The 26,772-nt window shown below is 70.6% G+C and carries 28 protein-coding genes; 18 read left to right on the forward strand and 10 right to left on the reverse strand.

What is annotated here, in order from left to right; all coding sequences use genetic code 11:
* The first annotated feature begins 106 nt into the window (after nucleotides 1-106).
* The 5 genes from ACFT7S_RS26715 (at nucleotide 107) to ACFT7S_RS26735 (ending at nucleotide 4,742) form a co-directional block, all read left to right on the forward strand.
* Nucleotides 107-1,504 (forward strand): wax ester/triacylglycerol synthase family O-acyltransferase, encoded by a 1,398-nt coding sequence (locus ACFT7S_RS26715; RefSeq protein ID WP_382736056.1) that lies wholly within the window; start codon nucleotides 107-109, stop codon nucleotides 1,502-1,504.
* A 134-nt stretch (nucleotides 1,505-1,638) separates the two neighbouring features.
* Nucleotides 1,639-2,646 carry an aldo/keto reductase gene (locus ACFT7S_RS26720; RefSeq protein WP_382736058.1) on the forward strand — a complete coding sequence of 336 codons (1,008 nt, stop codon included), beginning with the start codon at nucleotides 1,639-1,641 and terminating at the stop codon, nucleotides 2,644-2,646.
* Between the two features lies 1 nt (nucleotide 2,647).
* Nucleotides 2,648-2,959, forward strand: coding sequence for an L-rhamnose mutarotase (locus ACFT7S_RS26725; protein WP_382736060.1), 312 nt, complete (start codon nucleotides 2,648-2,650; stop codon nucleotides 2,957-2,959).
* A 1-nt stretch (nucleotide 2,960) separates the two neighbouring features.
* A complete protein-coding gene (locus ACFT7S_RS26730) occupies nucleotides 2,961-3,824 on the forward strand; it encodes an amidohydrolase family protein (RefSeq protein WP_382736062.1) in 864 nt (287 codons plus the stop codon).
* A 57-nt stretch (nucleotides 3,825-3,881) separates the two neighbouring features.
* Nucleotides 3,882-4,742 (forward strand): Fpg/Nei family DNA glycosylase, encoded by an 861-nt coding sequence (locus ACFT7S_RS26735; protein WP_382736064.1) that lies wholly within the window; start codon nucleotides 3,882-3,884, stop codon nucleotides 4,740-4,742.
* 19 nt (nucleotides 4,743-4,761) lie between these two features.
* Here the strand turns inward: ACFT7S_RS26735 and ACFT7S_RS26740 are convergent, their stop codons facing one another.
* Nucleotides 4,762-5,415 (reverse strand): zf-HC2 domain-containing protein, encoded by a 654-nt coding sequence (locus tag ACFT7S_RS26740; protein WP_382736066.1) that lies wholly within the window; start codon nucleotides 5,413-5,415, stop codon nucleotides 4,762-4,764.
* 245 nt (nucleotides 5,416-5,660) lie between these two features.
* On the opposite strand from ACFT7S_RS26740, the gene ACFT7S_RS26745 reads away from it, so the two are divergent.
* The 4 genes from ACFT7S_RS26745 to ACFT7S_RS26760 all read left to right on the forward strand — a co-directional run bounded on the left by ACFT7S_RS26745 (nucleotide 5,661) and on the right by ACFT7S_RS26760 (nucleotide 9,510).
* Nucleotides 5,661-6,413: a LytR/AlgR family response regulator transcription factor gene (locus ACFT7S_RS26745; protein WP_382736068.1), complete on the forward strand. Its 753-nt coding sequence runs from the start codon at nucleotides 5,661-5,663 to the stop codon at nucleotides 6,411-6,413.
* Between the two features lie 63 nt (nucleotides 6,414-6,476).
* A complete protein-coding gene (locus ACFT7S_RS26750; protein WP_382736070.1) occupies nucleotides 6,477-6,839 on the forward strand; it encodes a hypothetical protein in 363 nt (120 codons plus the stop codon).
* Nucleotides 6,836-8,326: a cation acetate symporter gene (locus tag ACFT7S_RS26755; RefSeq protein ID WP_382736072.1), complete on the forward strand. Its 1,491-nt coding sequence runs from the start codon at nucleotides 6,836-6,838 to the stop codon at nucleotides 8,324-8,326. Before ACFT7S_RS26750 ends, ACFT7S_RS26755 begins: the two co-directional genes overlap by 4 nt.
* Complete coding sequence (locus ACFT7S_RS26760; protein ID WP_382736074.1) at nucleotides 8,323-9,510, forward strand: sensor histidine kinase; 1,188 nt, start codon at nucleotides 8,323-8,325, stop codon at nucleotides 9,508-9,510. Before ACFT7S_RS26755 ends, ACFT7S_RS26760 begins: the two co-directional genes overlap by 4 nt.
* Nucleotides 9,511-9,526: 16 nt before the next feature.
* Here the strand turns inward: ACFT7S_RS26760 and ACFT7S_RS26765 are convergent, their stop codons facing one another.
* Nucleotides 9,527-10,036: a hypothetical protein gene (locus ACFT7S_RS26765; RefSeq protein ID WP_382736076.1), complete on the reverse strand. Its 510-nt coding sequence runs from the start codon at nucleotides 10,034-10,036 to the stop codon at nucleotides 9,527-9,529.
* A 112-nt stretch (nucleotides 10,037-10,148) separates the two neighbouring features.
* On the opposite strand from ACFT7S_RS26765, the gene ACFT7S_RS26770 reads away from it, so the two are divergent.
* On the forward strand, nucleotides 10,149-10,346 hold the full coding sequence (locus ACFT7S_RS26770; RefSeq protein ID WP_382736078.1) for a zf-HC2 domain-containing protein: 198 nt from the start codon (nucleotides 10,149-10,151) through the stop codon (nucleotides 10,344-10,346).
* Here ACFT7S_RS26770 and ACFT7S_RS26775 read toward each other — a convergent pair.
* The gene (locus ACFT7S_RS26775; RefSeq protein WP_382736080.1) at nucleotides 10,280-10,849 is read right to left on the reverse strand and encodes a sigma-70 family RNA polymerase sigma factor; all 570 of its coding nucleotides are present in this window, start codon (nucleotides 10,847-10,849) and stop codon (nucleotides 10,280-10,282) included. The two genes, ACFT7S_RS26770 and ACFT7S_RS26775, sit on opposite strands and share 67 nt — an antisense overlap.
* A 269-nt stretch (nucleotides 10,850-11,118) precedes the next feature.
* On the opposite strand from ACFT7S_RS26775, the gene ACFT7S_RS26780 reads away from it, so the two are divergent.
* Nucleotides 11,119-12,324, forward strand: a complete 1,206-nt coding sequence (locus ACFT7S_RS26780) for a CapA family protein (protein WP_382736082.1) — start codon at nucleotides 11,119-11,121, stop codon at nucleotides 12,322-12,324.
* Here the strand turns inward: ACFT7S_RS26780 and ACFT7S_RS26785 are convergent.
* Nucleotides 12,311-15,217, reverse strand: a complete 2,907-nt coding sequence (locus ACFT7S_RS26785) for a glycoside hydrolase domain-containing protein (protein ID WP_382736084.1) — start codon at nucleotides 15,215-15,217, stop codon at nucleotides 12,311-12,313. The two genes, ACFT7S_RS26780 and ACFT7S_RS26785, sit on opposite strands and share 14 nt — an antisense overlap.
* Before the next feature lie 97 nt (nucleotides 15,218-15,314).
* Here ACFT7S_RS26785 and ACFT7S_RS26790 point away from each other — a divergent pair, with 97 nt between their 5' ends.
* The 4 genes from ACFT7S_RS26790 (at nucleotide 15,315) to ACFT7S_RS26805 (ending at nucleotide 20,203) form a co-directional block, all read left to right on the forward strand.
* A complete protein-coding gene (locus ACFT7S_RS26790) occupies nucleotides 15,315-16,454 on the forward strand; it encodes an ROK family protein (RefSeq protein WP_382736086.1) in 1,140 nt (379 codons plus the stop codon).
* A 94-nt stretch (nucleotides 16,455-16,548) separates the two neighbouring features.
* The gene (locus tag ACFT7S_RS26795; RefSeq protein ID WP_382736088.1) at nucleotides 16,549-17,595 is read left to right on the forward strand and encodes an ABC transporter permease; all 1,047 of its coding nucleotides are present in this window, start codon (nucleotides 16,549-16,551) and stop codon (nucleotides 17,593-17,595) included.
* On the forward strand, nucleotides 17,592-18,512 hold the full coding sequence (locus ACFT7S_RS26800; protein ID WP_382736090.1) for a carbohydrate ABC transporter permease: 921 nt from the start codon (nucleotides 17,592-17,594) through the stop codon (nucleotides 18,510-18,512). Before ACFT7S_RS26795 ends, ACFT7S_RS26800 begins: the two co-directional genes overlap by 4 nt.
* A 50-nt stretch (nucleotides 18,513-18,562) precedes the next feature.
* Nucleotides 18,563-20,203, forward strand: coding sequence for a hypothetical protein (locus ACFT7S_RS26805; RefSeq protein ID WP_382736092.1), 1,641 nt, complete (start codon nucleotides 18,563-18,565; stop codon nucleotides 20,201-20,203).
* A gap of 63 nt (nucleotides 20,204-20,266) precedes the next feature.
* On the opposite strand, the gene ACFT7S_RS26810 is transcribed toward ACFT7S_RS26805, so the two are convergent.
* Nucleotides 20,267-20,728, reverse strand: a complete 462-nt coding sequence (locus tag ACFT7S_RS26810; protein WP_382736094.1) for a universal stress protein — start codon at nucleotides 20,726-20,728, stop codon at nucleotides 20,267-20,269.
* A 164-nt stretch (nucleotides 20,729-20,892) separates the two neighbouring features.
* Here ACFT7S_RS26810 and ACFT7S_RS26815 point away from each other — a divergent pair, with 164 nt between their 5' ends.
* Nucleotides 20,893-21,735, forward strand: a complete 843-nt coding sequence (locus tag ACFT7S_RS26815) for a polysaccharide deacetylase family protein (RefSeq protein ID WP_382736096.1) — start codon at nucleotides 20,893-20,895, stop codon at nucleotides 21,733-21,735.
* Nucleotides 21,736-21,787: 52 nt separating this feature from the next.
* Here the strand turns inward: ACFT7S_RS26815 and ACFT7S_RS26820 are convergent, their stop codons facing one another.
* The gene (locus ACFT7S_RS26820) at nucleotides 21,788-22,447 is read right to left on the reverse strand and encodes a class F sortase (protein ID WP_382736097.1); all 660 of its coding nucleotides are present in this window, start codon (nucleotides 22,445-22,447) and stop codon (nucleotides 21,788-21,790) included.
* Nucleotides 22,448-22,793: 346 nt separating this feature from the next.
* Here ACFT7S_RS26820 and ACFT7S_RS26825 point away from each other — a divergent pair, with 346 nt between their 5' ends.
* Nucleotides 22,794-23,288 carry a hypothetical protein gene (locus ACFT7S_RS26825; RefSeq protein WP_382736099.1) on the forward strand — a complete coding sequence of 165 codons (495 nt, stop codon included), beginning with the start codon at nucleotides 22,794-22,796 and terminating at the stop codon, nucleotides 23,286-23,288.
* 95 nt (nucleotides 23,289-23,383) lie between these two features.
* On the opposite strand, the gene ACFT7S_RS26830 is transcribed toward ACFT7S_RS26825, so the two are convergent.
* The 4 genes from ACFT7S_RS26830 to ACFT7S_RS26845 form a co-directional block, all read right to left on the reverse strand.
* Nucleotides 23,384-23,929 carry a hypothetical protein gene (locus tag ACFT7S_RS26830; RefSeq protein WP_382736101.1) on the reverse strand — a complete coding sequence of 182 codons (546 nt, stop codon included), beginning with the start codon at nucleotides 23,927-23,929 and terminating at the stop codon, nucleotides 23,384-23,386.
* 191 nt (nucleotides 23,930-24,120) lie between these two features.
* Entirely contained in the window at nucleotides 24,121-24,888 is a 768-nt protein-coding gene (locus ACFT7S_RS26835) for a hypothetical protein (protein WP_382736103.1), read from the reverse strand.
* Nucleotides 24,889-24,903: 15 nt separating this feature from the next.
* Nucleotides 24,904-25,038, reverse strand: coding sequence for a hypothetical protein (locus tag ACFT7S_RS26840; protein ID WP_382736105.1), 135 nt, complete (start codon nucleotides 25,036-25,038; stop codon nucleotides 24,904-24,906).
* Between the two features lie 19 nt (nucleotides 25,039-25,057).
* A complete protein-coding gene (locus ACFT7S_RS26845; RefSeq protein WP_382736107.1) occupies nucleotides 25,058-25,288 on the reverse strand; it encodes a hypothetical protein in 231 nt (76 codons plus the stop codon).
* A 357-nt stretch (nucleotides 25,289-25,645) separates the two neighbouring features.
* On the opposite strand from ACFT7S_RS26845, the gene ACFT7S_RS26850 reads away from it, so the two are divergent.
* On the forward strand, nucleotides 25,646-26,608 hold the full coding sequence (locus ACFT7S_RS26850; protein WP_382736109.1) for an SCO0930 family lipoprotein: 963 nt from the start codon (nucleotides 25,646-25,648) through the stop codon (nucleotides 26,606-26,608).
* The last annotated feature ends 164 nt before the right edge of the window (nucleotides 26,609-26,772 follow it).

Raw genomic sequence — 26,772 nt, forward strand, 5'->3', positions numbered from 1 at the left:
GTCGGCGATTGACTGCGAGCGTGCGGTGGAGCGCATGGGCTGCGAGCCCCGCTCTCCCTTCCGCGTCCCGGTCCTGCCCTGCTGCCTTCCATGACATGAGGACCCCTTGGGTACCGAGCTCCTGGCACCGCTTGATCTCGCCTTTTGGCACCTCGAATCCGACGCGCACCCGATGCACCTCGGCGCACTCGCCGTGTTCTCCCCTGCACCCGGCGTCGGCCCCGCCGACATCCTGGACCTCCTCGGCACACGGGCCGCCGCGATTCCCCGGCTGCGGATGCGCGTACGGGACGTCCTGCTGCCCGTCGGCGGCTCGGCCTGGTCGGTGCACAAGGAGTTCGACGTGCACCGCCACGTCGTACGCGTGGTTCTGAACGAGGGCGACTTCATGGCGGAAGCGACCCGGCTCGCCGGGGAGCTGATGGAGCAGCCGCTCGAACGCGGGGTGCCGCCCTGGCAGATGTATCTGCTGAGCGGCGCCGACGACGGACCGTTCGCCGTGCTCGTGAAGCTGCACCACGCACTCGCCGACGGGATGCGCGCCGTCGCCATCGGTGCCGGGATCTTCGACCAGATCGCCGCTGCCGGAGCCGGCCGGGGCGCGGTACGCCGACGCGTTCCCGTGCCGCCGCGGTCCTGGATGCCGGGGCCGCGCCAGGTGGCGGGCATGGCCCTGGACCGGCTCGGGGAGGTCGGGCGGGCGCTGGGCGTGGGTGCCTCCGTCGTCCGGGCCAGCCGTCTCGACCTGCACGTCTCGACCGCGCTCACCGCGGGCTCCAGCGGCACCCGGCGGCTGGCCACGGCGGAACTGGACGCCGACGTGGTGCAGAACATCCGCCGGGCCGAGGGCGGCACGGCCAACGACGTGCTGCTCGCCGTCGTCGCCGGGGGCCTGCGACGGTGGATGCTCGAACGCGACGAGGAACTGCCGGGCGCGGACCCCCGCGCCCTGGTCCCCGTGTCCCGACGCAGGCCGCGCACCGCGGCGAGCAACGGGAACAGGCTCTCCGCCTATCTCCTCGGGCTTCCGGTTCGCGAACCCGACGCCCGGACGCGCCTGCGCGCGGTGCGGACCGCCATGGACCGCAACAAGTCGGCGGGGCCGCTGCGGGGGGCGGGAGCCGTCGCCGTACTCGCCGATCAGCTGCCGCCGCTGGTGCACCGGTTCGGTGCACAGCTGGCAGGGAACGCGGCGCGGATTCTCTTCGATGTCCTGGTCACCAGCGTCCCCCTGCCGCGCTCGGCGCTCTCGCTCGGCGGCTGCCCGCTGAGTGCCGTCTACCCGATGGCGCCCCTGGCCCGCGGTCAGGCGCTGGCCGTGGCCCTGTCCACGTACGGAGGGCGGGTCCAGGTCGGCCTGGTCGCCGACGGCAAGGCGCTGCCGGACCTCGACAGGCTGGCGACGGCGATCGAGGAAGAGCTCGCGGACCTGCGGTCACTGATCACGCCCCCGGCCGTGGTCCGGGAGGATTCCCTCGACCGACAGGCCGCCCCCACTGCCTGATAGATCGGACTGATTTCCGAGAACGCACCGTACTCGGCCGGTGATTTTCGCGTTCAGGGTGTTGACGCGCCCCAGTGATCCGATGAATATTCGCTGTGAGTGCCACGCGATCATCGTCAGGAGACGGCAGAGACATGCAACGGAACAGGCTCGGGCGCAGCGCGGTCGAGATCACCCGGCTCTCCTTCGGGGCGGCGGCCATCGGCAACCTTTTCACCGCCGTCGACCCCGCACAGGCAGCGGCGGCCGTGGACGCGGCCTGGGACGAGGGCATCCGCTACTTCGACACCGCACCGCACTACGGACTCGGTCTCTCCGAGCGGCGGCTCGGCGAGGCGCTGCGGTCCAGGCCCCGCGACGCCTACGTCGTCTCCACCAAGGTCGGCCGGGTGCTGGACCGCGTCCCCGCCGGTGAGGTCCCGGCCGCCGACGGGCTCTCCGAAGGGTTCGCGGTACGCGCCACGCACCGACGCCGCTGGGATTTCAGCGCCGACGGCGTACGGCGCTCCATCGAGGACAGCCTCGAACGGCTGGGCCTCGACCGCATCGACATCGCCTACCTCCACGACCCCGACGGCCACGAGGAAGCCGCCTTCCGCGAGGCGTACCCGGCGCTGGAGAAGCTCCGGGCGGAGGGCGTCGTCGGAGCCATCGGCGCGGGCATGAACCAGACGGCGATGCTCACCCGCTTCCTGCGCGACACCGACGTCGACACCGTGCTCTGCGCGGGCCGCTACACCCTCCTCGACCACAGTGCCCTGACCGCATTGCTGCCGGAGGCCGCCGCACGCGGCCGCAGCGTCGTCGTCGGCGGTGTCTTCAACTCGGGCCTCCTCGCCGACCCGCGCCCCGGTGCGACGTACGACTACGCGGCAGCGCCTATCGCCGTCCTCGACCGCGCCCTGCGCATGAAGGCCGTCGTCGAGGGGTACGGCGTCCCGCTGCGCGCCGCCGCCCTGCACTACCCGCTCGCCCACCCGGCCGTCGCCGGAGTGCTCGTCGGCACCCGTTCCCCGGACGAAGTACGGGACGCGGCCGCTCTGCTCCGCACGACGATCCCGGACGCCCTCTGGGACGAACTGCGCGCCGCAGGACTCCTGAACGACGAGCCGGGCGGCGACGGCCACCGGAAAGGCAACTGACATGAGGATCGCTCTGCACACCAAGGTCCGCGCCGACCGCATCGAGGAGTACGAGGCGGCTCACCGCGAAGTGCCCGAGGAGCTCACCACCGCGATCCGGGCGGCGGGCGCCCTCTCGTGGACGATCTGGCGCAGCGGCACCGATCTCTTCCACCTCATCGACTGCGAGGACTACGCCCGCCTCCTCGCCGAACTGGAGAAGCTGCCCGTCAACGTGGCCTGGCAGGCCCGGATGGACCAGCTCCTCGACGTCGCTCACGACTACACGTCCGGCGGGGCCGAAGCGGGTCTGCCCATCGCCTGGGAGCTGTGACGTGACACCCTCCCCACCGACGGCCGTGGTCGACGCCCACCACCACGTATGGGACCTGTCCGTACGTGACCAGGACTGGATCACCGGCGAGGAACTGGCCCCGCTCCGGCGTACCTTCACCCTCGCCGACCTGGAGCCCGAGGCCCGGGCCGCCGGTGTCACCGCCACCGTCCTCGTCCAGACCGTCACCGTCGCCGAGGAGACCCCCGAATTCCTCGCACTCGCCGAGAGCAGCGCCCTGGTCGCGGGTGTCGTCGGCTGGACCGACCTCACCGCACCCGGTATCGCCGACACCCTCGCCGCTCTGCGTGACCTGCCCGGCGGCGACCGGCTCGTCGGCATCCGGCACCAGGTGCAGGGCGAGCCCGATCCCGAGTGGCTGCTGCGACCCGATGTCCAACGCGGCCTGACCGCCGTCGCCGACGCCGGACTGGCCTACGACCTGATCGTCCGGCCCCACCAACTGCCCGCCGCCGCGAAGGCCGCCGCGCTGCTTCCCGGACTCACGTTCGTACTCGACCACGCAGGCAAACCGCCCATCGCTGAGCGGCGTACGCACCCCTGGGCGGACGACCTCCGGGCGCTGGCGGCCCGCCCCAACACCGTCTGCAAGCTCTCCGGCCTGGTCACCGAGGCCGACCCGCGCTCCTGGACGGTCGAGGACCTTCGGCCGTACGCCGAGACGGTCATCGACGCCTTCGGCCCCGACCGGCTGATGTTCGGCTCGGACTGGCCGGTGTGCCGGCTGGCGGCGAGTTACGCCGAGGTCGTCGACGCCGCCCGCACGCTGACCGCCGCCCTCTCCGGCCCGGAACGGCTGGCCGTCTTCGCGGCCACCGCCACCCGCGTGTACAGCCTGGGCTGAGCTGCCTCGACGGCGCGCGGGGAGGCATCCGCCGCGGTGCTGCGGCAGGCTGGAGGCATGCCCGAACTGCCGGAAGTCCAAGCGCTGCGGGTCTTCCTCGACGACCACCTCGTCGGCAAGGAGATCGCCCGTGTCCTGCCGCTCGCGATCAGTGTCCTCAAGACGTACGACCCGCCGGTGACCGCCCTCGAAGGTGCGACCGTCACCGCCGTGGCCCGGCACGGCAAGTTCCTGGACATCGCCGCGGGGGACCTGCATCTGGTCACGCACCTCGCACGGGCCGGCTGGCTCCAGTGGAAGGACAGCTTTCCAGCCACACCGCCACGGCCAGGCAAGGGCCCCCTCGCGCTGCGCGTGGTCCTCGCCGGAGGTGACGGCTTCGACCTCACCGAAATGGGTACGACGAAACGGCTCGCCGTCCACCTGGTGCGCGACCCGGCGCAGGTGCCCGGCGTCGCGCGCCTGGGGCCCGATCCGCTCGACGACTCCTTCGACCGTGAGGCGTTCGCCGCCCTGCTCACCGGGGAACGCCGCCGGATCAAGGGGGCCTTGCGGGACCAGTCGCTCATCGCGGGCATCGGCAACGCGTACAGCGACGAGATCCTGCACGTCGCGAAGATGTCCCCGTTCAAGCTGACCTCCAGCCTGAGCAAGGACGACATCACCGGGCTGTACACCGCGCTGCGCACCACCCTCACCGACGCCGTCGAACGCTCCAGCGGCCTCGAAGCGGGCAAGCTCAAGGCCGAGAAGAAGAGCGGCATGAGGGTCCACGGGCGCACCGGTCTGCCATGTCCCGTCTGCGGCGACACGATCCTGGAGGTCTCCTTCAGCGACTCCTCGCTCCAGTACTGCCCCACCTGCCAGACAGGCGGCAAACCGCTCGCCGACCGCCGCCTCTCGCGCCTGCTGAAGTAACGCCCGTACGGATACGTGGTCAGCGGGTGAGTGTGACGAGGCGCTGCCCCCGCGCCGTTCGCACCTCGAACCGGTCGATGGCGTCGGGGCGCAGGGCGGCGCCCCCGCTCACCCGTACCGGCTCCTCGCCGGGGCGACCGACCGACCAGGTGGTCACCGTCTGCTCGCTGCCGTCCCGCCCCACCGCGACCAGCGCACACACCCCCGCCACCGGAACCCGCGCCACGCGCAGGTCCACGTCCGTCCCCCACTCCCGCGCCCCGGTCGTCACCGCGGCCACCACCCCCGACGCCGCGTCCCGCCCGCCCCACCGCTCGGCCCGCGCCGCCCCCGGAGCGTCCGGGAAACCGGCCACCACCAAGGGGCCGCCCACCGCGAGCACCGCCGCCGCCACCAGCGCCGCCCGCCGCCACCGCGACCTCCGGCGCAGGGCCGCCACCGCGGCGACCGTCCGGTTCAGGAGGCCGGGTCCGGGTTCCCGTACCGGCTCCACCTCCTCGGCCGTCGGGCGGCCGTGCTCCGCCAGCAGCGCCGTCACCGCACCGAACTCACGCACCTGACACCGGCACGCGGGACACTCCGCCAGATGCTCCTCGAAACGGAAGGCACCGGCGGCACCGAGCACACCGAGCGCATAGGCGCCCGAGGCGCGACGGTGTTCCGGGGAGTGCATGCACCCAGGTACGCGGGCCACGCGTGAATCACTCACCCCGCCCCCACCCAGGCACGCTCCCGGGGCTAGGGCCTGTCCGGTGGATCATGGCCGGGGCCACGGCGCCTGGCACTTCCCCAAGCTCTCAACTTCGTTCGAGCAGGGGAGACCCACCTTAGGACGCTTCGGCGCCTTGCGATGCACCGCACCAGACGCCGCGTCCTATCCGACCCTGATCCACCGGACAGGCCCTAAACTCCGGCCTCATGCTGCGCGTACTCGCCGTCGACGACGAACAACCCGCCCTGGAGGAACTCCTCTACCTCCTGCGCGCCGATCCCCGCATCCGCAGCGCCGAAGGAGCCACCGGGGCCACCGAGGCGCTGCGCCGCATCGGCGGCGCCGTCGACGCGGGACCCGACGACCCGTCCGCTATCGACGTGGTCTTTCTCGACATCCATATGGCGGGCCTCACCGGCCTCGACGTTGCCCAGCTGCTGGCCGGGTTCGCCGCGCCTCCGCTCATCGTGTTCGTCACCGCCCACGAAGGCTTCGCCGTCCACGCGTTCGACCTCAAGGCCGTCGACTACGTCCTCAAGCCCGTGCGCCGCGAGCGCCTCGCCGAGGCCGTGCGCCGCGTCGCCGAGCAGGTCGGCGACCGGTCCGCACCCGTCCACGACGCCGCCACCGACCAGATACCGGTCGAACTGGGCGGAGTCACCCGTTTCGTCCCCATCGACGACATCACGTACGCCGAGGCGCAGGGCGACTACGCGCGGCTCCACACCGTCTCCGGCAGCCATCTCGTCCGGATTCCACTGACGGCTCTCGAGGAACGCTGGCGCTCCCGGGGCTTCGTACGCATCCACCGCCGCCACCTCGTGGCGCTGAACCGTATCGACGAACTCCGCCTCGACGCGGGCACCATGAGCGTCCGCGTCGGCAAGGCGGAACTCGCTGTGAGCCGCCGCCACAGCCGCTCCCTCCGGGACCTCCTGATGCGCCAGACCGGCCGCTGACCAGCATCGACCCCAGGGCCGGCCCTTCCCAGAGCGCTCCTGCGACGCCTACACTCCGAGCCCATGTCCGCAGAGCCCACATCCCGGCGCGAAGTGGTGACGGGGGAGCCCCGGCGGGTACGCCCGCTGCCCCGCTACCGCGCCCAGTCGGAGATCGACGAGCAGACGGCGCTCGGCGGTGCCTACGTGCGCTCGCTGATGCGCAGCCAGCTGCGCGCCGGACTCACCGCCTTCGCGATGCTCGCCCTCGTCGCGGGCACCCTGCCCCTGGTCTTCGCCGCCCTGGACAGTGCCGCGGTCGTCTGGGCGGTGCTCGGGTTCGCCACCTATCCGCCGCTCACCCTGATCGCCTGGTGGTACGTACGGCGTGCGGAGCGCAACGAGCGCGACTTCGCCAGGCTCGTGGAAGGCCGCCCCGCACAGTGAGCCGGCCCGACCACCTGGCATCGGTGGTGGCGGTCGCGCTCGTCGTGCTCGCCACCGTCCTCGTGGGCGGATTCGGACTCCGGATCTCGCGGACCACGTCCGACTTCTACGTCGCGTCCAGGACCGTACGGCCCCGCCTCAACGCGGCGGCCATCAGCGGCGAATACCTCTCCGCCGCCTCCTTCCTCGGGATCGCCGGCCTCGTCCTCGTCCACGGCCCGGACATGCTCTGGTACCCGGTCGGATACACCGCCGGATATCTCGTGCTGCTGGTGTTCGTCGCCGCGCCGCTGCGCCGCTCGGGGGCGTACACCCTGCCCGACTTCGCCGAGGGGCGGCTCGAATCCCGTCAGGTGCGCAGGCTCGTCAGTGTGTTCGTCGTCGGCGCGGGCTGGCTCTACCTCGTGCCGCAGCTCCAGGGCGCCGGGCTCACCCTCCAGATCCTCACCGGGGCGCCAGGCTGGCTCGGCGACGTGCTCGTCGCCTCCGTCGTGGTGATCGCCGTCGCCGCGGGCGGCATGCGCTCCATCACCTTCGTCCAGGTCTTCCAGTACTGGCTGAAGCTGACCGCCCTCCTCGTGCCGGCGATCTTCCTGGTGCTGGCCTGGCGGGGCGACGGACAGCCCCGCGTCCAGTTCGACGAACAGCTCTCCGTCTTCCGAGCCGACCATCCGCTGTACGCGACCTACGGACTGATCGTGGCCACCTTCCTCGGCACCATGGGACTGCCCCACGTCGTCGTCCGCTTCTACACCAGCCCCAACGGGCGCGACGCCCGCCGTACCACCGTGGCGGTCCTCGCCCTGGTCGGCATGTTCTATCTGCTGCCGCCCGTGTACGGGGCACTGGGCCGGCTGTACGCCCCCGAGCTGATGCACGGAGGGGACGCCGACGCCGCCGTACTTCTTCTTCCCGCACGGGTCATCGGCGGTCTGGGCGGCGACCTCCTCGGCGCGCTCATCGCCGGTGGCGCCTTCGCCGCGTTCCTGTCGACGGCCTCCGGGCTCACGATGGCCGTCGCCGGAGTGATCACTCAGGATGTCCTGCCCTCGCGCGGTGTACGGCACTTCCGGCTGGCCACACTTCTCGCGATGGCCGTGCCGCTGGCCGGTTCGCTGCTGGTCAGCCGGGTGCCGGTGGCCGACGCCGTGGGGATGGCGTTCGCCGTCTCCGCCTCGTCGTTCTGCCCGCTGCTCGTGCTCGGCATCTGGTGGCGGCGGCTCACCCCGCCCGGTGCGATCGCCGGACTGCTGCTCGGCGGCGGCTCGGCGCTGCTGTCGGTGGCCATCACGGTCAGCGGGGCGGTGCGCCCGCCCGGCTGGCCGCACGCCCTGCTCGCCTGGCCCGCCGTCTGGTCCGTACCCGTCGGCTTCCTCGCGATGATCCTCGTCTCGCTGGCCACCCCCGGCCGGATACCGTCCGGCACCAACGCCGCCATGACCCGCTTCCATCTGCCGGAAGCACTGATTTCGGGACGTGAGCGATGACCGGAGCCGGGATCGCGGCCGTCGCCGTCATCGCCCTGCTGCTGTTCGGTACGGGCTACCTGCTGGGCCGCACGGGCCGGCCCGTACGCACCAGCGATGTCGGCACGCCCGTGGAGCACGCCACGTTCGAGACCCTGCACACCGCGTCCCTCGCGGCGCCGCCGCTGCGGGCCGGTCTCACCGAGGAGAGCGCGCGACGGTCGGCGCGACGGCTGCGCTCACTGCTGGGCACGGACGCCCTCTGCCTCACCGACCGCGACCGGGTCCTGGTGTGGGACGGCGACGGGGACCATCACGGCAAGGGGGTGATGGAGCACGTCCAGGGGCTCCTCGCCAGCGGCCGGGACACCGCCTTCCACACCGACTGCGCGGACCTCGACTGCCCACTTCGCTGGGCCGTCGCCGTCCCGCTGACCGTCGACCACCGGGTGCTCGGCACGCTGGTCGCCTATGCCCCGCGCGAATCGGCCGTGCTGGCGCGGGCGGCGGGGGAGGTGGCCCGCTGGGTCTGCGTACAGCTGGAACTCGCCGAACTCGACCGCTCCCGCACGAAGCTCATCGAAGCCGAGATCAAGGCGCTGCGGGCACAGATCTCCCCGCACTTCATCTTCAACTCCCTTGCCGCGATCGCCTCGTTCGTCCGCACCGACCCCGAGCAGGCGCGCGAACTTCTGCTGGAATTCGCCGACTTCACCCGCTACTCCTTCCGCCGGCACGGGGAGTTCACCACTCTCGCCGACGAACTGCACTCCATCGACCAGTATCTGGCGCTCGTTCGGGCCCGCTTCGGTGAGCGACTGTCCGTCACGCTCCAGGTCGCCCCCGAGGTACTCCCCGTCGCGCTGCCGTTCCTCTGCCTCCAGCCCCTGGTCGAGAACGCCGTCAAGCACGGCCTCGAAGGCGCGGTCACCGACAGCCGGATCACGATCAGCGCCCTGGACGCCGGGTCGGAGGCCGAGGTCGTCATCGAGGACGACGGCACCGGCATGGACCCGGAGCGGCTGCGGCAGATCCTGCGCGGCGAGGGCGGCACCTCGACCGGCATCGGACTGCTCAATGTGGACGAGCGTCTCAGGCAGGTGTACGGCGACGACTACGGGCTCGTCATCGAGACGGGCGTCGGCGCGGGCATGAAGATCACGCTGCGGCTGCCCAAATACCGTGCGGGGGTTCACGGTTCGTGAGGGTGGTCGCGTGCCTTCAGTAGAGGTGGACGGCCAGATGGCCCAGCGGCAGTCCGAGCTGCCACGCCGGAGTCCACACCTGAGCGGCCTCCTCCTCCGCGCGGCCCGGCGGCGCCCAGGACGGCGCGCCGATCGTGTCGAGATCCGCGGCGAGCAGCTCGGTCTCCTCCAGCCACCGCCAGGCCGCACGCGCCAGCGTGAGACCGGGGTCCGGCGGGCTGCCGGGAGCTGCCCGCCGGTCCAGCTCGTCGAGGCGCTCGCAGATCCACTGCCGCCAGGCCGTTCCGTACGCCGTCAGCAGCCGTAACTCGTCCACCCGGGCGGCGGGCAGCGCGTCGGCCACCGCCCCGTCGGACAGGAAGATCGTCAGAGCGAGCGCATCCCGCCCGGCGCGGTATTCCAGTGTTGTCGGCTCCATGAGATCGCCGGTCAGCAGCACTTCATCCGCGAGGTACTCGGCGTACAGCCAGGCCATCGGGATCAGCAGCCCGCCCCCACCTGTCCCATCCGTGCGTTCCGGATGCATCCCGCCTCGCCTCTTTCCATACTCGGCAGCAGGGCTTCACGGAGCATTGAACCGGGGGCGCATGCCTCGCGTGGGCAGAAGAGCAAGTTCGTTCAGGAGATGCGAGGTTGAGATGACCGCCGACCGTGCCGAGGTCCCGCATGTGCGGCAGTTGCTCGGCGCGTACGTGCTGGATGCGCTGGCCGCCGGGGAATGCGTCAGGGTCTCCCGGCATCTTCAGCACTGTGACGGCTGTGCGGGCGCCTATGTCGAGGTCGCGGAGGCGTCGGCCATGCTCGGCCTGCTCAACGAGGAGGACTTGCTGGAGTAGCCGGGCAGACTGCGGGACAGGAGTCGCAGCGCATAGTACGAACGGGACTTGACGGTGCCCGCGGGTATGCCGAGCTCCTGCGCCGTCTCGCCCACGCTCATGCCGCGGAAGTAGATCTGCACCAGCACCGCGCGGTGCTCCGGGCTGAGCGTCTTCACCGCCTCGCGCACATCGAGCGCGCGGACCGCCGAGTCCGCGGTGTCCTGCGGTGCGGGGGCGCTCTCCAGCACGGCGTCGCTCACCTCCGCCGGACGGGCCAGGCGTGACCGGCGGGCGTCGATGGCGAGGCGCCGGCCGACGGTGAAGAGCCAGGGGCGCATCGAGTCGTAGGGGGCGTCGAACGCCTCCGGGTGCTGCCAGGCGCGTACCAGCGTCTCCTGGAGCAGATCCTCCGCACGCTGCCGGTCGCCGAAGGTCAGGCCCAGCAGGAAGTGGAACAGCGCGGGGCCGTGCTCCCGCTGCAGATCCGCGAGGGCCCGCTCGCCGGTCTTCGTCGTGGTCATGGTCATGGTGAACGTCCCGTCCCTTCCCGGAGAGGCCCCTGCCGCCTCGCTGCCGCCTGCCGTATACGAACGCATTCGGGCCTGGAGGAACAGGCAGTGCACCGAGGTCTGCGACGAGCGGTCGCACGGAGCGGCGAGTGGTGCGGTGAACGGTCGGACGGCGGCGATACGACCGATTCAGGGGGGCGCGAGCCGTTGATCCTTGACTCGGCGGTATGACTATATGTGTAGTCAGTTGTCCGAAATGAGTCGAACTGGGAGCCGGGCAGATGACGAAGCGCATCCGAAAAGGCACGGTGGCCGCCGTCACCGTGCTGCTCGCCGCGGCAACAGCGTGCAGCGGGCAGCCGGCCCCGGGGGAGGCCGGGCGGCAGACGGCCGCCGGAGAGGCCGGCCAGGGGGCGGGCGGCGTCGCCGCCGACAAGGCACGCGCCTTCACGCTCGTGGCCTCCGGTGACATCCTGCCGCACTCCTCGGTCATCGACCGGGCAGCGGCGGACACCGGTGGCCCGGGCTACGACTTCCGCCCGATGCTCAAGGGCGCCGCACCCGTCGTCTCCCGGGCGGACCTGGCGATCTGTCACATGGAGACGGTGTACGGGGAGGACGGTGGCCCCTACACCGGCTACCCCTCCTTCACATCGCCGCCCGAGGTGGCGCAGGGCCTGCGCGCCACCGGATTCGACTCCTGCTCCACCGCGTCGAACCACACGCTCGACGACGGGGCGGGCGGCATCCGCCGCACCCTCGACGCCCTCGACAAGGAGGGCATCGCGCACGCAGGCTCCGCCCGCTCCGCCGCCGAGGCGGCCCGCCCCACCTTCCTGAAGGCGGGCACGGGCAAGCACGCGGCCAAGGTCGCCCATCTCGCCTACACCTACGGCACCAACGACGTGCCGCTGCCGGAAGGGCAGCCCTGGGCGGTCAACCTGATCGACGAACAGAAGATCGTGGCCGACGCGCGGGCGGCCCGGAGGGCGGGCGCCGACGTGGTGGCCGTCTCCCTGCACTGGGGCACCGAGTGGCAGGACGAACCCGACGAGAAGCAGCTCACCCTCGGCCGGCAGCTCACCGCCGCCACCTCCGCGGGCCGCCCGGACATCGACCTGATCCTCGGCACGCACGCCCATGTCCCGCAGGCGTACGAGAAGGTCAACGGCACCTGGATCATCTACGGCATGGGCGACCAGATCGCCGGGGCGATGATCAACTACGAGGGTGCCCAGGACCCGCGCGGCAACCAGAGCTCCTTGGGCCGCTTCACCTTCGCGCCGCCCAGGGAACCGGGGAAGCGCTGGACGGTGGAGAAGGCCGAGTTCGTCCCCCAGTGGTTCGACACCACCGCCGGCCGTGTCGTCAATCTCAACACCGCCATCGACGGAGGCGCCGACCATCACCGCGAGGTACGCGACCGTATCCGCGACGTCGTCCTCGGCCGTGGTGCGGCCGAGGACGGACTCCTCATGGGGAAGTGACGGAAGCGAACTCCATCGTGAGCAGCCAGCCGCGTCCCGGGGCGACCGGGACCGGCTCACCCGCCGCGAAGGTCCGCTCCGGCTGGAAGCCCTCGATCGCCGGTGCGTACGCCGCCACCGGTCCGCCGGCCGCCGTCAGCACGCACTCCACCGGCTGCGCCGCCCACGAGGCCAGCGCGGTGACGGTCCCGCCGGGACCCTCCCAGGTGGAGGCCAGGACATCGGCACGTCCGGTGGAGACGGGCGCCGTGTCCGCCCACCAGCCTGTCAGTTCTGCCTCCGGCAGCCGCAGTGCGTCGAAGGCCCGCCACAGCGGGCGCACATCCGTCATCGGGGCCCGCGCCGTCATCCCGAAGACCAGCCCGCGCCACGGGTTGCCACCGCCCTCCAGCATCTCGCCCATCAGACCGAACGGAATCCCGGACAGCTCCACCAGCCAGTACGCCGGGTCCGTGTTCTCGTAGTCGAAGAGCTCGCCGAGCCAGAGCCGGTCGGTGTACGGCATCAGCTCCGCGTACAGATTGGCGCTGGAGGCGAAACCGTCCGGCTCCCGGTACTGGTTGCAGGAGTGCAGATCGATGACCGGCGGGGTGGAGCCCGGCCCGGTGAGGGCCTTGCGTACCCGTTTCATCGTCGTCCGGTCGTACGCCACGTCGTCGAGGTACAGCCCGTCGACGCCGATCCGCTGCCGCAGCCGGTCGATCCCGCACACATAGGAGTTGTGCCAGCGGGAGTCGCCCGAGGTGACCACGGCTACATCCCCGACGTCCGATGCCACCCACCCCGGCACGTAGTCGGTGCCCAGATGCTCGCGCAGCCAGGCGTGCCCGCCGCCGGGCCCCGGCGCGAGGACCTCGTCCCCGAACGAGGCCAGCGCGGGCAGCTCGGGTGTGTGCCGGGTCAGTTCGCGCACGGTGTCGTACACCTTGACGCGGATGCCGAGCCGGTGGGCGTCCTCCGTGTAGGCGCGCAGTACGTCGGCGGCGAGCAGCGGGTCGTTGATGTACGGGTTGGGCGGAGTGGCGTGGTGCAGATTGACGACGTTGGCACCGTACGCGGCGACCTCCGCCGGGGACGCGTACGCGTGGTAGTAGCGGTCGGTCAGTCGGCGCGCGGGCTGGAGCGGCTTGAACGGCGTGAGCAGCAGCCGCAGTTCGAAGCGGCGGCGCTCCCCGGCGGCGAGCCGCAGCGGCCCGCTGAACGCGGTCAGGGTCCGTACGCCGTCAGCGGTACGCAGCCGGATGCCGCCGTCCCCGTCCCCGGCCCACGAACGCGGCGTGACCAGCGGCTTCTCGCGGTAGTAGTTGGTGTTGAGCGGGCGGGTGTAGTGCTCGTCGCGGAGTGACAGCTGAAGTCCGGCCGACGGCGCGCCGAGCCAGAGGGCGTCCTGATTACGGGTCGGGGTGTCCCAGCTCCAGTCGAAGGAGTCCGGGCAGTTCTGCCCCGGCAGCCCCAGGCCCATGGCGTACCGCGCGATCCCGGCATGGAGCGGCACATCGAGCCGGACCTCCGTGTCGAGCGCCTCGGTGGCCTCCAGGGTCGCCCGTACGACGAGGAAGCCGTCGGCCTCCAGCTCGCCCTCGGTCCGCAGCCGCAGGCCCGGCCCGGTCGCCGTGGTGGACCAGCGGACCCGGGCGGGGCCCGGCTGGTCGAGCGTCAGCGACCCCCGGTCGAGGGGGCGGCCGACGGTGAGAGTCACCGGGGCCGCGAGCAGCTCCTGCTCCGGGCCCTCGGTGCCGGTCACCCGGGGTGTGAACGAGGAGGTGAGGCGGTGCGGCAGGCCGTCGTCGCCCAGCTCCACGGATCGCCCGAGGATCTCCAGCCGGCGCCCCTGGGCCTTCACCGGGGTGAACGGCGCCACCACCTCGTCGTCCTGGCCGAGCGTCGAGTCGAGCCACCGCAGCCGGGCCAGCCGCGCAGGCTCCCCGGCGCCGTGATCGGCGACGCTCTCCGGACCGACGGTGATGCGCAGCGGCAGCACCCGTTCCGCCGTGCCCCGGGCGCGCACGGCGATCTCACCCTCGTACGCACCGGGCTCGGCGTCCTGCGGCACGTCGAGCCCGAACCAGAGCGCGTGCACCCGCCCGGCACCGATATCGATCCGCTTTTCGAAGCGCAGGCCGCGCGCGTCGGTGCCCCCTGTGCTGAGGCAGCGGGACGGGAACGGCAGACCGCGGACCTCCGCGGTGACCTCCTCCAGCGCCGCCACCGCGTGAATCCCGCTCTGGAGCACATAGAACTCGCCGAGCGCCGCGGCCCCGGAGAAGGCGCCGAACGGCGCCGACCTCGCCCAGCGCGCGGGCAACCGCCCGATCCGGCCGAGCGGGTGTGCCCGGTCCTCGCCGAAGAGCAGGAACGGCTCGTGCGGATGCGCGGCCGTCAGCGCCACGCGCTCCTCTTCGGTGGCCGCGAAGCCCAGCGGTGCGAACGAGTCGACGGCGCTCACCGCCTCGTAACGGAAGGTCTCCGCCCGTTCGAGGCGGGGCCAGCCGCGCTCCGGGTCCTGGAGCCCGCAGCGGTGCACCCAGCCGGGATCGGCTGTCGGGGTGGGCTGCCGGTAGGCGGCCTGCGGATAGTAGGGGCGGCCGGTGTGCGCGTACGGCAGATAGTGCACGGCGTACGTGCCGGGGCCCTCGACCGGCTCGAAGGCGATCCGGCCGCGCTCGGCCGTCACCTCCACCGGCACCGTGTTGCGAATCCGGCGGCCCGACGGGGCGAGCACCAGCACATCGACGGAGCGCGGGTCCGGATCGGTGCGCCTCCAGGGCAGCTCGGCCCCCACCACCTCACGGCCCGAGGTCACGCGGACCAGCATCCGGTGATTGCCGTAGGCCTCGTTGTCCCATGAACCGAGCCCGCACTCCAGCTCGGGATGCCGATCCTGCTGAGCCATCTCCGCACTCCCTCAAGGGCGCTATTTATTAGGTAAGTTGCTCAATTGCCATGGGACACCATGGGGAGCCGACGATCACGCTGTCAAGGGAGCTGCCATGGACCGGGGTGGGGACGCCTCGCTGTTGCGCCGGCTGAACGCGGCCGCGGCGCTGAGGGTCGTACGGGAGCGCGACGAGGTCACCGTGCCGGAACTCGCCGGGCTGATCGGGGTGTCCCGGCCGACGGCACAGGACCTCACCGCCCAGTTGCTGCGCGAGGGCCGCCTCGTGGAACTGGGGGCCAACAGCGGGTCCGTGGGGCGCCCGGCGCGGCGATTCCGCTTCCGGGCCGAGGCCGGGCACGTCCTCGGCGTCGACATCGGAGCCCACAAGGTCCTGGTCCTGGCCGCCGATCTGCTCGGCCGCACGGTCGCCACGGAACGGATCGCCGTCACCCCCGAACTTCCGGCGCGGGAACGGCTGGACGCGGTACGCAGGGCGATCGCCGGCTGTCTGGCGCAGCCGGCGGCGGCCGGGGTCGTCCCGCTCGCCACCGGCATCGGCACGAGCGGCATGGTGGACACCGGGGGACGGGTCGCCGAGAGTGACTCGCTGCCCGGCTGGACGGGTCTGGACCTGGCCCACGAGCTGGCCGGCGCCGGTCGCGGCCGGGTCGTCGTGGGCAACGACATCCAGCTGGCGACCCTCGCCGAATGCACCACCGGAGTGGCGGTCGGAGTGCCGGACTGCGTCTATCTCTACATCGGCAACCGGCTCGGTATCGGCCTCTGGCTCCGCGGTGACCTGCACCGGGGCTACAACGGGGCGGCGGGGGAGATGGTCTCCGACGACGGCTGGGCGCTCTCCTATCAGCGTCTGCTCGACTGGTTCGCCGGGCACCGGGGCGACGGGGAGCCTACCCGCGAGAACGCCGCCCGGGCCGTGGTGACGGCCGCGGCGGCGGGCGACGGGGGCGCCCGCTACACCCTGCGTGCCTTCGCCGAAGCCCTGGCCGACAGCCTGGCACGGCACGTGGCCGTACTGGACCCGCAGGCGGTGGTGCTCGGTGGCGGCATCTCACGGGCGGGAGCGCTGCTCAGTGAGCCGTTCGCCGAACGGCTCGCCGCCCGCTGCCCGTATGCACCGGCTGTACAGATCTCCGCACTTGGAGAGGAATCGACCGCAATCGGGGCAGCCCGGCTGGCATTGGAACACATCGAGCACGGTGCGCAGAAAAGTCCAACTTCTCAGGACTGATTGGCTGTTGACGTGAGCCTGCGGCGATTCGATGATGTGGCCACTCTTTTCCGAAAGTTGGTTTCTAAACTCGCCGTGCCGTCAGGCCCCCGTCATGCCGCCAGGCCAGGGAGAACGTGTGACATCCCCTGTAACAGCCACCAGCCCCCGGGCTGCCTCGCCACCGAAAGACCCGAAAGACCCCAAAGACCCCAAGGGCTCCAAGGCCCCCGGCGGACTGCCGCCCCTGCGGCGGATACCCCTTCGGGTCCGGCTGCGCAACAACTGGGTGATGCTCGCCCTGATGGCGCCGGGCCTGCTCTTCTTCGCCGTCTTCTTCTATGTGCCGATGCTGGGCAACATCGTCGCCTTCCAGGACTACCAGCCCTTCATCGGCTTCAAGGAGAGCCCCCTGGTCGGCCTCGCCAACTTCCAGGAGACCTTCGCCGACCCCGCGTTCTGGGAGTCGGTACGCAACACACTGGCCTTCGCCGCGCTCCAGCTGATCTTCTTCTTCCCCGCGCCGCTGGCCCTGGCGCTGCTCATCAACAGCCTGGTCAGCACCCGCGTCAAGAAGTTCGTCCAGAGCGTCGTCTACCTTCCGCACTTCATCTCGTGGGTGCTGGTCGTCGCCCTCTTCCAGCAGGTCCTCGGCGGCGCGGGCCTGATCAGCAACTTCCTGCGCGATCAGGGACTATCCCCCCTCGACGTGATGGACGACCCCTCCACCTTCCCGATGCTGATCACCGCGCAGGTGATCTGGAAGGACATCGGCTGGGGCATGATCATCTACCTCGCGGCGCTCGCCAACGTCGACCAGAGCCTGTACGAGTCCGCAGCCGTCGACGGCGCCGGACGGTGGCGCCGGATGTGGCACATCACGCTGCCGGCCGTGCGCGGCGTCACGGTCATGCTGCTGGTCCTGCGCCTCGGTGACGTACTGTCCGTCGGCTTCGAACAGTTCCTGCTCCAGCGCGACGCCGTCGGCGCCAGGGCCGCCGAGGTCCTCGACACCTACGTCTACTACCACGGCGTCGTCTACGGCGACTGGGGCATCGGGGCCGCCGCCGGCCTGGTCAAGGGCGTCGTCGGCGCCCTGATGATCTGGGGTGCCAACCGGCTGGCCCACGCATTCGGAGAGCAAGGGGTGTACAGCAAATGAGCATCGGAATGCCCCTGTTGAAGCCTCGGCCGGCAGACCGCCGCCCCGCTTGGGAAGAACCGCCCACCCGGCTCGGCTCGACCGCCAAGGCCCTCGTCATCACCGTCGTCGTGATCGTGATGATGGTGCCCTTCGTGGTCGTCCTCTCCACCAGCCTCGCCTCCCGCGAAGAGATCACGGCGGCGGGCGGCTTCGTCCTCTTCCCGACCGAGCCGACCCTCCAGGCGTACCGCACCATCCTCTCCGGGGGACTGGTCACCCGGGCGGTCACCGTCAGCGTGCTGATCACCGCGGTCGGTACGGCACTCTCGCTGCTCACCACCATCGCCCTGGCCTACGCGCTGAGCAAGCGCGGTGTGCCGGGCAGCAAACCCGTCCTGCTGCTGGTCCTGTTCACCCTGCTCTTCGCACCCGGCATGATCCCGATGTACGTCATGGTCAAGCAGCTCGGCATGCTCGACTCCTACTGGGCGCTGATCCTGCCCGGCCTGGTCAACGCGTTCAACCTGGTCGTGATGCGGGCGTTCTTCATGAACATCCCCGAGGAGCTCTACCAGGCCGCCCGGATCGACGGCGCGGGGGACTGGCGCATCCTGACCCGGATCGTCCTCCCGCTCTCCAAAGGTGTCATCGCCGTCGTCGGCCTCTTCTACGCGGTGACGTACTGGAACGCGTTCTTCAACGCGATGCTCTACCTCAACGACTCCGGCAAGTGGCCGATCCAGCTGCTCCTGCGCACCTACGTCGTGCAGAACAAGCAGATTGCCGCCGACCAGCTCGGCGTGGCCCATATGCCGCCGCAGCAGTCGATCTCCATGGCGGTGGTCATGCTCGCGCTGATCCCGATCCTGATGCTCTACCCGTTCCTCCAGAAGTACTTCACCAAGGGCGTCCTCACCGGCGCCATCAAGGGCTGACCCACGCCCCTCCCCGTTCCGTACCCCTCATCCCGTTGCGGAGATTCCCCATGACAGGCATGTCCCGACGCACCTTCCTGAGCCTGAGCACCGCGGTCGCGGCGGGCGCGGCCACCACCGCGCTCACCGGCTGCGGATCGCCAGCGGCCAAGAAGGGCGAAGCGGCCTCGGCCAAGGTGAAACTGCCCTCGTACGTCCCCTTCACCAAGGTCACCCCCGACCTTCCGGCGAACGCGAAGGGGCTCTCGGCAGGCTTCCTCTCCTACCCGAAGGAACTGATCCAGAGCGTCGCGAAGGCACCGGGCGACGGCTCGAAGGTCACGGTGCTCACCGAGATCTGGACGCAGCCGCCGCTCCCCAAGGGCTCCAACCCGCACTGGCAGAAGCTCAACAAAGAGCTGAACCTCGACCTCTCGGCGATCCTGGGCACCGACCCCGGCTACGAGGAGAAGTTCTCCGCGACGGTCGCGGGCGGCGAGCTGCCCGACCTGATGTGGATACCGCCGAACCAGGGCATTCAGCACATCGCCGAACTGCTCGAGGCCAAGTGCGCCGACATCACCGAGTACGTCTCGGGCGACGCGGTCAAGGACTACCCGAACCTCGCCGCTATGACCCCCGCCCACTGGAAGACCGCCGTCGTCAACGGCAAGATCTGGGGAGCGCCCAGCCCCTACCCCGCGTTCGGGCAGGTCTACGGCGGCAACCCCAAGGTCTGGGAGAAGGCGGGCGGGCTCTCCGCGACCAGCCCCGAAGAGTTCCTGTCCAAGTGCAAGGAGGTCACCGGCGGCAAGGTGTGGGCGCTGGAACCGATCTACGTCAACGCCGTGAGCGTACTCAGCCAGTGTTACGGGGCCCCCAACAAGTGGCGGCTGAACAAGGACGGTTCGCTCACCTGGTTCCAGGAGACCGACGAGTACATGGAGGCCCTGAACTTCGTCCTCGGGCTCAAGAAGGCCGGCGTCTTCTATCCGGGCAACCCGAAGATGGCCGACGCCTATCTGAAGATGGCCCAGGGCACCATCGGTGCCGTGGTGTTCGCCAACCCCTCGGGCGGCCGCGCCAACCTCCGTACCAATGACCCGTCGCTCGGCGCCGAGATCATGATTCCGTTCGCCGCCGGGGGTGGGCAGCCCAACCACCACTACCACCTGGGCACGATCGGTTACACGGCCATCAAGAAGGGCGACGAGAAGCGCGTACGCATGCTGCTCGGCCTCCTCGACTACCTGGCCGCGCCGTACGGAACGAAGGAGCGCGAGTTCGTCGAGTTCGGTACGGAGGGAGTCGACTTCACCTACGACGCCAAGGGCTTCCCGCAGCGTACGAAGAAGGGCAAACAACAGGTCGAAGGGCTCCACAGCGGCCTGTCCACCGCCACGATCGCCCCCTTCGTGCTCCAGCCCTCGCTCTTCCCCGGCACCCAGGGGCCGCAGGACGTGCAGACGATCTACGAGGTCGAGCAGAAGCTCACCGAGACGGCGATAGCCAACCCGACCGTCGGGCACTACTCCGACGCGTACACCGAGCACTACGGACGGATGTCCACCGAGGCCACCGACCTGGTCAACGACATCGTCAGCGGCCGCAAGAAGATCAGCGAGTGGAAGCCGTTCTGGTCCGAGTGGCACTCCAAGGGCCTGGACCGCATGGCCGGGGAGTTCCAGAAGTCGATCGAGCAGAGCGCGTGAGGAACGGCGGCGCGAGCGCTCGCTACCGGCGGGCCGCCCGCGCCGCCCCGGCGCCGTATGCCGTTACGGGACGACGGTGACCGGCCAGCGGCCGGCCTTCACCAGCCGGACGGCCACCGAACCGATGAACCGGTGCCCGGCCGACTCCGACGCCCCGACCACGACGGCGTCCGCCTTCAGCTCGTCGGCCGCGCTGACAAGACCGTTGTACGGATCGCCGCGGAAGGTGTGGAACTCCCACCGCACGTTCCATATGTCCTTGAGCCGCTCCGTCGACTCGCGGATCTCGTTCACCAGGCTCTCCGCGACCTCGCCGGTGACTTCGGCGACCGGCGCCCCGAACGCCGCCCCGGCGGGCATCACCGGCTGGACGTAGACGAGGGCGAGCATGGCGTTCTGCCGTCGGGCCAGTCCGGCCGCGTAGGCGGCGGCGCGCATGGAGGACTCGGATCCGTCGATGCCCGCGACGATCACTTTGGGGCCGTCAGTGCCACGTTCGAACTGATGGCGTTGCTGGTCTGTCACGGCAGTGAGGCTATCGGCTCCCCTCGCGGGAGCCTCTCCTGGTCGCACCGCAGCCCCCGAAGGGCCGCCGGTCAGCGGTGGTTCGCTGGTCCCATCGGGTGCAAAACGACTCGCTCACGGTGTCGGGGGTGCGAGCGGGTGGACAGCCGTGCGAGCAGTTGGTCATGAAATCCGATCAGCAGCCCCTGGAACGACGCACACTGCTCCGGCTCGCCCTCGGTCTCGGAGCCGCCACCGCCGTGCACCTGATCGCCGCGGACCCCGCCGCCACGCCCGTCCGCCCCGGTGGCGCGCTGCCCGCGGGAGCCGCAGCGCCGCCCGCACAAGCACGGGCGAGGCCCTCGACGTACCGCCTCCAGCCCATGACGGCCCACACGCCGCCCCGGTTCCGAAGACCGGCGCCGGCCGTTCGCACGAGGCCGCTGGAGGAGCTGCCGGACCTCGGGCGTTCCATGGTGCTCAGCTTCGACGACGGCCCCGATCCCCGGTACACCCCGGGCATCCTGGCCACCCTGCGCGAGCACCGGGTCCGTGCGATGTTCTTCGTCTGCGGCGAGATGGCCGTCGACAACCAGGACCTGCTGCGCGAGATGGCGGCCGACGGGCATATCGTCGCCAACCACTCCTGGTCCCACCCGCTGATCACCGGGCTGTCCCGGGCCGGTATCCGCGACGAGCTGGGCCGTACCAGCGACATCGTCGAGAAGACGCTCGGCGAAGCGCCGCTCTGGTACCGGGCGCCGTACGGGGCATGGAACCGTAACTCGTTCGAGATCAGCGCAGCCCTGGGCATGGAACCCCTGGCCTGGACCGTCGACACCCTCGACTGGACCGCGCCGGGCACCGACATCATCGTCAGCCGGGTCCTGGACGGTGCGGCACCCGGCGTCGTGGTGCTGTCCCACGACTCGGGCGGTGACCGTTCGCAGAGCGTCGCCGCTCTGCGCCGGTATCTGCCCGAACTGCTCGCCGACGGCTACCGCATCACGGTTCCGCTCCGCAGGTGAGCGCAGGGCGGCAGGTGAGCGCGCGGCGGCGGCCGCCGCGCGCTCGTACCATTCAGCGCGTCGCGACCATCCGGGCGAAGACGACCACGTTCCCGTCGTACCCGCCGGCCTTGGAGTAGCCGCCGCCACAGGTGATGACCCGGAGCTCCGCATGGCCCGTGTCCCCGTACACCCGGGCTCCGGGGAAGTCGTTCTTGGCGAAGACGTCGACCCCGTACACCTCGAACACAGCGACCCGGCCGTCGTAGCGGGTCACCTCGATGTGCTGCCCCTTCTCGGTCGAGCCCAGCCCGTAGAAGACGGCCGGCCCGGACATGTTGTCGACATGGCCGACGACCACGGCGGTGCCCCGCTGGCCGGGCGAGATGCCGTTCTGGTACCAGCCCGCGAGGTTGGGGTCCTGCGGGGGAGGTGCCTCGATCCAGCCGTCCGGGCCCAGGTTCACATCGATCATCGGTGCGTCCACTTGGATCGAGCCGATCTTCACGCGGGCGGCGGGCGCGTACGGCAGCGGCTGGACGGGCTCGCTTACGAGTGGCGCCGCCGCGGGGTCCTGACGTTCCTTCAGCGAGGCGGCCGCAGCGGGCTGCGGTGGCCCCGCGGCGATATCGGTGCCGTTCCGCATGAGGGCGAGGCCCGTGAGCAGCACCAGGGCGATCGCTCCCCACGGCGCGCGTCTGGTCCGCTTGGCTCCCCAGTGGTCCCGGCCCATGGTTCTCCCTTCGTCGCGACGATTGGAACGCTAAGTGCGGGGCGCGGTGGCGGCGATCAGGGAAGGGCGAACGGGTGGCGGCCGGATGCGCAGCCGCCGCGGCGTTCACCCCGGGCGGCCCCGGATCGGACTCTTCGGAGTAATGAGCAGATAATACTTCTGACAGTCTGTGACCTGCGGCTCCGTCAGGTTCGGGGGTCTCCGCACGGCGTGTCGGCTCACCAGGGTGGAGCAGTGCCGAAGTGCGACAACCGGAAGATCTGGTGAGTGTTCGTCGTGGGACGCGTATCCATCGATCCATCCCGGAGGACATGACTCCGGGGCGCTTCCCGCTGGAGGTTCAACGATGCGTGCTTCACGCGCTTTCGCGGTCACCGCGACCGCTTTCGTGACCATCGGGCTGGCTGCCCCGCTGGCTGCCGCGGGTGGCAGTCAGGGCAGAGGCCCGACCAATGTCACCGTCAACCCGTCCTCGGTCCACCAGGGCGCCACCTTGCAGGTCAGCGCAGAGGGCTGTGGTCGCGCGGGCGGCGAGGTTTCGTCGAACGCATTCCCGACGGTGCGGCTGTCGGAGGGCCGGACGGGGTTCGCCACCGCGCGCATCCGGGACAGCGCGACCCCTGGGCAGTACAACCTGTCGGTGAAGTGCAATGACAGCGATGTGATCGCCACGCACAGGTTCACTGTGCTCGCCGGTCAGGGCGCTCAGGGTGGTCTCGGCGGCTCCATGGGGCCGAACTCGATCGAGATGCAGATCGGTGGTGGACTGGTGGCCGCCTCGGCCATCGGCGGCGCCGTCTTCATCGTCCGCCGTCGACGGACCGGCCATGCGGCGGTCTAAGGCGTCGAACCTCCCGCCCGGCCCGATACAACTGTCGCCCCGAGTCCTGGATCAGGACTCGGGGCGACTGTCGTGCGTCCGGCGGTTCATGCCGGTCAGTGGCTGCCTCGCCGCCTGCGCATGACATACACGGTGCCGCCTGCGGCAGCGAGCACCAGGGCGGTACCCGCAGCGATCTCGCCGGCGTCGATGCCGTCGACGCTGCCACCCAGACCACCCTGCACACCACTGGGGGCGAGCGCGGTGGAAGTGGCGGTCGGAGTCGTCGTGGGCGTTCTCGTAGGTGTGCTAGTCGCGCCGCCGGTGATGGTCAGGCTGGCCATTCGTACGGTGCCGCCGCAGTTGAACGTCACCTGGTAGACGGCACCCCGCTTGGCGTCCCAGTCGACCGTGGCCGTGGCCGACTGCCCACTGGGGATCGTCGTCGTGTCGAACACGCCCGACGATGCAGTCGCGGCCCGATCGCACCCCATGGCGCCCAGGGTGACCTGGCCGCCCGGCGCGATCGCCGAGGGGGTGACCGACGGGGTGAAGGGCTTGGTCGTGCTGTCCGAAACGGCGTATGCGGCCGTGGCCGGAGCCGTCAGGGAGAGAGCGACGGATCCGAGCAGGGCAACGGGTGCGACACGTATCGCGCGCATGGTGAATCCTCCGGGTCCCCGAGGAGCAGTTGCGGAACGGTTCCACAAAACAGCAGAAATGCACCTCGATGCCCGAAACGCTAGAAGTGGCTCATACCGCCCGCGATCGGGGTCCGGCGAATGGGGCAGCCTTGTCCCCCGGCCGGCGCACCGGAGAGGTGTCGGCCGGGGGCGCGTCGGCGGCCTGGCGGCTATCCGCCGGTGGCGTGCGGGAACAGATCGACGAACGGTGCGGTGGTGGCCGAGATGCCCCGTCCGAAGGGTGAGTCGAAGTCCCAGATCAGGAAGAGCAGGAAGGCGATCAGCACGCTGAAGAGGCCCGCGAGCAACAGTTCGCGGAACGTTCTGCGGATCTGCAGCGTGAAGATCAGCCCCACCGTGACCATCGCTCCGGTGATCAGGCCGAACCACACCACCCCGGGCATCGTCGCGCCCGCGCTCTGCCCCCGGGAGCCGCGTGCGTCATCGGCCGCGGCCACCTGGTCCACCAGTGGCTGATACGCCTGCCCCTCGTGGTCGGTCTTCGGCCGGTAGTCCGTGACATCGGCCCGTACGCGGTCCAGCAGCTGGGTGCCCCGCTCGGTGAGGCTCCCCGTCTCGGTCATGGCCTTCCACTCGTCGACGACCACATAGGTGACATAGGCATCGACATCGGTGCGGATACGGTCGCGGACCTCGACCGGATAGACGGAGGACCGTGCGCTCACTTCGTGCAGGGCCTGGGCCTCCAGGCGTACGGACTCCTGGGCCGCGCTGCGCCCCTCCCAGACGCCCGCGATAGCGAGGCCGAGCACGATCGCGTACACCACGCCGATCATCATCGTCATGTACTCGATGACGTCCGGTGTCTCGGACGGGTCGTCGTCCTCGCCGATACGCCGGTTGTTGAGGACCGCGATGGTGAGGACAACAGCGCAGGCCGAGGCCATGGCAATGGTCAGAACAAGCCATTCCGACATGGGTATCTCCGTGGATCAACGGGACGAGCGCGGACGCAGGACGGCGACGGCGAATACCGCGGGTGCGGTGATCAGCAGGGTGAGCGAGACCAGGGACGGGCCGCTGCGCGGTGCTTTACGGGTGGCCTTGCGGTAGGTGGGGATCGCCACCGGCTTGGGCGGCGGGGGCTCAGGGCGTGCGGACGGGGGCGGCGGCGAGGGTTCCGGTTCCGGCGGCGCGGGGGCCGGGGGCGGGGGCGGCGGGGGAGGAGGCGGCGGTGGTGGCTCCGGGGCCGGTGGAGGCGGGGGAGCGGGCGGCGGAGGCGGTGGTGGCGGCTCCGGAGGAGGGGGTGGCGGTGGTTCCGGGGGCGGTGGAGGAGGCGGTGGCGGTGGCGGTGGCGGTTCCGAGACCGCCGTGCAACTCCCCCCGCCCGCCACGGCGACCGACGAACTGCCGTCGCCCTGCCCGATGGAGGCGACCGCGCAACTGTCACCGGTCGCGGGCACGGGCACCGCGCACAGCCATACGAGGGCGGCGGCTGCCGAGAGCCGCCCGATGCGAGATCCGTACACGACGGGAGCATGGACCCGGCCGAGGCCGGACACGCCAGGGCGGACGAGCATTCCCCTGATGGTGGGGATCTTGTTCGGTTCGCGTTTGCGGGCGGGGAAACTTTCTGCGCGACCGGTTGAACACGGAGGGACCGGCCGCCCGTACCTAGGGCCATGAACGACGCGGACTCGCGTCGCAACCGGCATAAGGACAACGGGAGTCGACATGAACACCTGGCGCAACGCCTCGCTCGCGGTGACGGCGACGGCCCTGCTCGCGCTGACGACGGCGTGCGGTCAGGAGAAGGGCCCCGCCACGCCGAACGGCCAGGTCGTGGGCAACGCCGTCCCCGGCGAGCAGCCGGCCGACAGCGGATACGGCTCCGACGGCGGCTACGGCTCGGAGGCCGGAGGGGAAGCCGCCGCGCCCAAGGAGGCCGGGCAGCTCGCCGTGTGGGACAGCAAGAGTCTGGGCAAGGTGCTCACCGACAGTGCGGGCTTCACGCTCTATCGCTTCGACAAGGACACCGCGAGTCCGCCCGCATCGAATTGCGAGGGCGAGTGTGCGAAGACCTGGCCTGTCGTGCCCGCAGGCAATGCCGTGGCCGCCGCAGGCACCGATGCCGCACTGCTCGGAGAGGTCGTGCGCGCCGACGGGACAAAGCAACTCACCGTCGCGGGCTGGCCGATGTACCGGTACGCCAAGGACACCGGCCCGGGAGACGCCAACGGGCAGGGTGTCGGCGGGACGTGGTTCGCCGCCGCGCCGGACGGGAAGAAGGCCGCGGTGAACGCCGAAGAGGGCGGCGAAGCGGAGCCTGCGGACCTCGCGGGGCTTTCGGTCCGCAAGGACCCGAAACTCGGGGACATCGTCGTCGACAAGCGCGGTATGACGGTCTACCGGTTCAAGAAGGACACCGCGTGGCCCATGAAATCAGCCTGCACGGGTGACTGCCTCAAGAAGTGGCCCGCAGTCGACCCGGTGGCGAAGAATGAGGTGGAGGGGATCACCACGAAGGGCTTTGTCACCTTCGACCGGCCCGACGGTATCAAGCAACAGACGCTCGACTGCTGGCCGATTTACACCTTCTCCGGCGACGCCAACCCCGGAGACACCAACGGGCAGGGCGTCGGGGGGACATGGTACGCGGTGTCGCCCGACGCGAAACTGGTCGGAGCGCCCAAGTAGGAGAATCCGCGCGCCCGGTGTGCCGGTCCGTCGCTGAATGTTCACCCGCAGCGACGGACCGCCGCACATGCTCCTGGTGTGTGACCAATAACGGACCGCGAATTTCCGTTTCCGCTCGCTCTCTTGGCGGTCGATCAGTAGCCTCTGGTCAACACTGACCATGA

Source organism: Streptomyces sp. NPDC057136, assembly GCF_042670885.1.
Classification (GTDB): Bacteria; Actinomycetota; Actinomycetes; order Streptomycetales; family Streptomycetaceae; genus Streptomyces.

Bases quoted from the DNA above. Each gene is read 5' to 3' on its own strand.
- ACFT7S_RS26725 (WP_382736060.1), top strand. From the start codon at position 2,648: ATGAGGATCGCTCTGCACACCAAGGTCCGCGCCGACCGCATCGAGGAG.
- ACFT7S_RS26745 (WP_382736068.1), top strand. From the start codon at position 5,661: ATGCTGCGCGTACTCGCCGTCGACGACGAACAACCCGCCCTGGAGGAA.
- ACFT7S_RS26790 (WP_382736086.1), top strand. From the start codon at position 15,315: ATGGACCGGGGTGGGGACGCCTCGCTGTTGCGCCGGCTGAACGCGGCC.
- ACFT7S_RS26765 (WP_382736076.1), bottom strand. From the start codon at position 10,036: ATGCATCCGGAACGCACGGATGGGACAGGTGGGGGCGGGCTGCTGATC.
- ACFT7S_RS26770 (WP_382736078.1), top strand. From the start codon at position 10,149: ATGACCGCCGACCGTGCCGAGGTCCCGCATGTGCGGCAGTTGCTCGGC.
- ACFT7S_RS26825 (WP_382736099.1), top strand. From the start codon at position 22,794: ATGCGTGCTTCACGCGCTTTCGCGGTCACCGCGACCGCTTTCGTGACC.
- ACFT7S_RS26760 (WP_382736074.1), top strand. From the start codon at position 8,323: ATGACCGGAGCCGGGATCGCGGCCGTCGCCGTCATCGCCCTGCTGCTG.
- ACFT7S_RS26775 (WP_382736080.1), bottom strand. From the start codon at position 10,849: ATGACCACGACGAAGACCGGCGAGCGGGCCCTCGCGGATCTGCAGCGG.
- ACFT7S_RS26735 (WP_382736064.1), top strand. From the start codon at position 3,882: ATGCCCGAACTGCCGGAAGTCCAAGCGCTGCGGGTCTTCCTCGACGAC.
- ACFT7S_RS26820 (WP_382736097.1), bottom strand. From the start codon at position 22,447: ATGGGCCGGGACCACTGGGGAGCCAAGCGGACCAGACGCGCGCCGTGG.
- ACFT7S_RS26795 (WP_382736088.1), top strand. From the start codon at position 16,549: ATGCCGCCAGGCCAGGGAGAACGTGTGACATCCCCTGTAACAGCCACC.
- ACFT7S_RS26835 (WP_382736103.1), bottom strand. From the start codon at position 24,888: ATGTCGGAATGGCTTGTTCTGACCATTGCCATGGCCTCGGCCTGCGCT.
- ACFT7S_RS26815 (WP_382736096.1), top strand. From the start codon at position 20,893: ATGAAATCCGATCAGCAGCCCCTGGAACGACGCACACTGCTCCGGCTC.
- ACFT7S_RS26850 (WP_382736109.1), top strand. From the start codon at position 25,646: ATGAACACCTGGCGCAACGCCTCGCTCGCGGTGACGGCGACGGCCCTG.
- ACFT7S_RS26805 (WP_382736092.1), top strand. From the start codon at position 18,563: ATGACAGGCATGTCCCGACGCACCTTCCTGAGCCTGAGCACCGCGGTC.
- ACFT7S_RS26740 (WP_382736066.1), bottom strand. From the start codon at position 5,415: ATGCACTCCCCGGAACACCGTCGCGCCTCGGGCGCCTATGCGCTCGGT.
- ACFT7S_RS26800 (WP_382736090.1), top strand. From the start codon at position 17,592: ATGAGCATCGGAATGCCCCTGTTGAAGCCTCGGCCGGCAGACCGCCGC.
- ACFT7S_RS26780 (WP_382736082.1), top strand. From the start codon at position 11,119: ATGACGAAGCGCATCCGAAAAGGCACGGTGGCCGCCGTCACCGTGCTG.
- ACFT7S_RS26785 (WP_382736084.1), bottom strand. From the start codon at position 15,217: ATGGCTCAGCAGGATCGGCATCCCGAGCTGGAGTGCGGGCTCGGTTCA.
- ACFT7S_RS26720 (WP_382736058.1), top strand. From the start codon at position 1,639: ATGCAACGGAACAGGCTCGGGCGCAGCGCGGTCGAGATCACCCGGCTC.
- ACFT7S_RS26830 (WP_382736101.1), bottom strand. From the start codon at position 23,929: ATGCGCGCGATACGTGTCGCACCCGTTGCCCTGCTCGGATCCGTCGCT.
- ACFT7S_RS26750 (WP_382736070.1), top strand. From the start codon at position 6,477: ATGTCCGCAGAGCCCACATCCCGGCGCGAAGTGGTGACGGGGGAGCCC.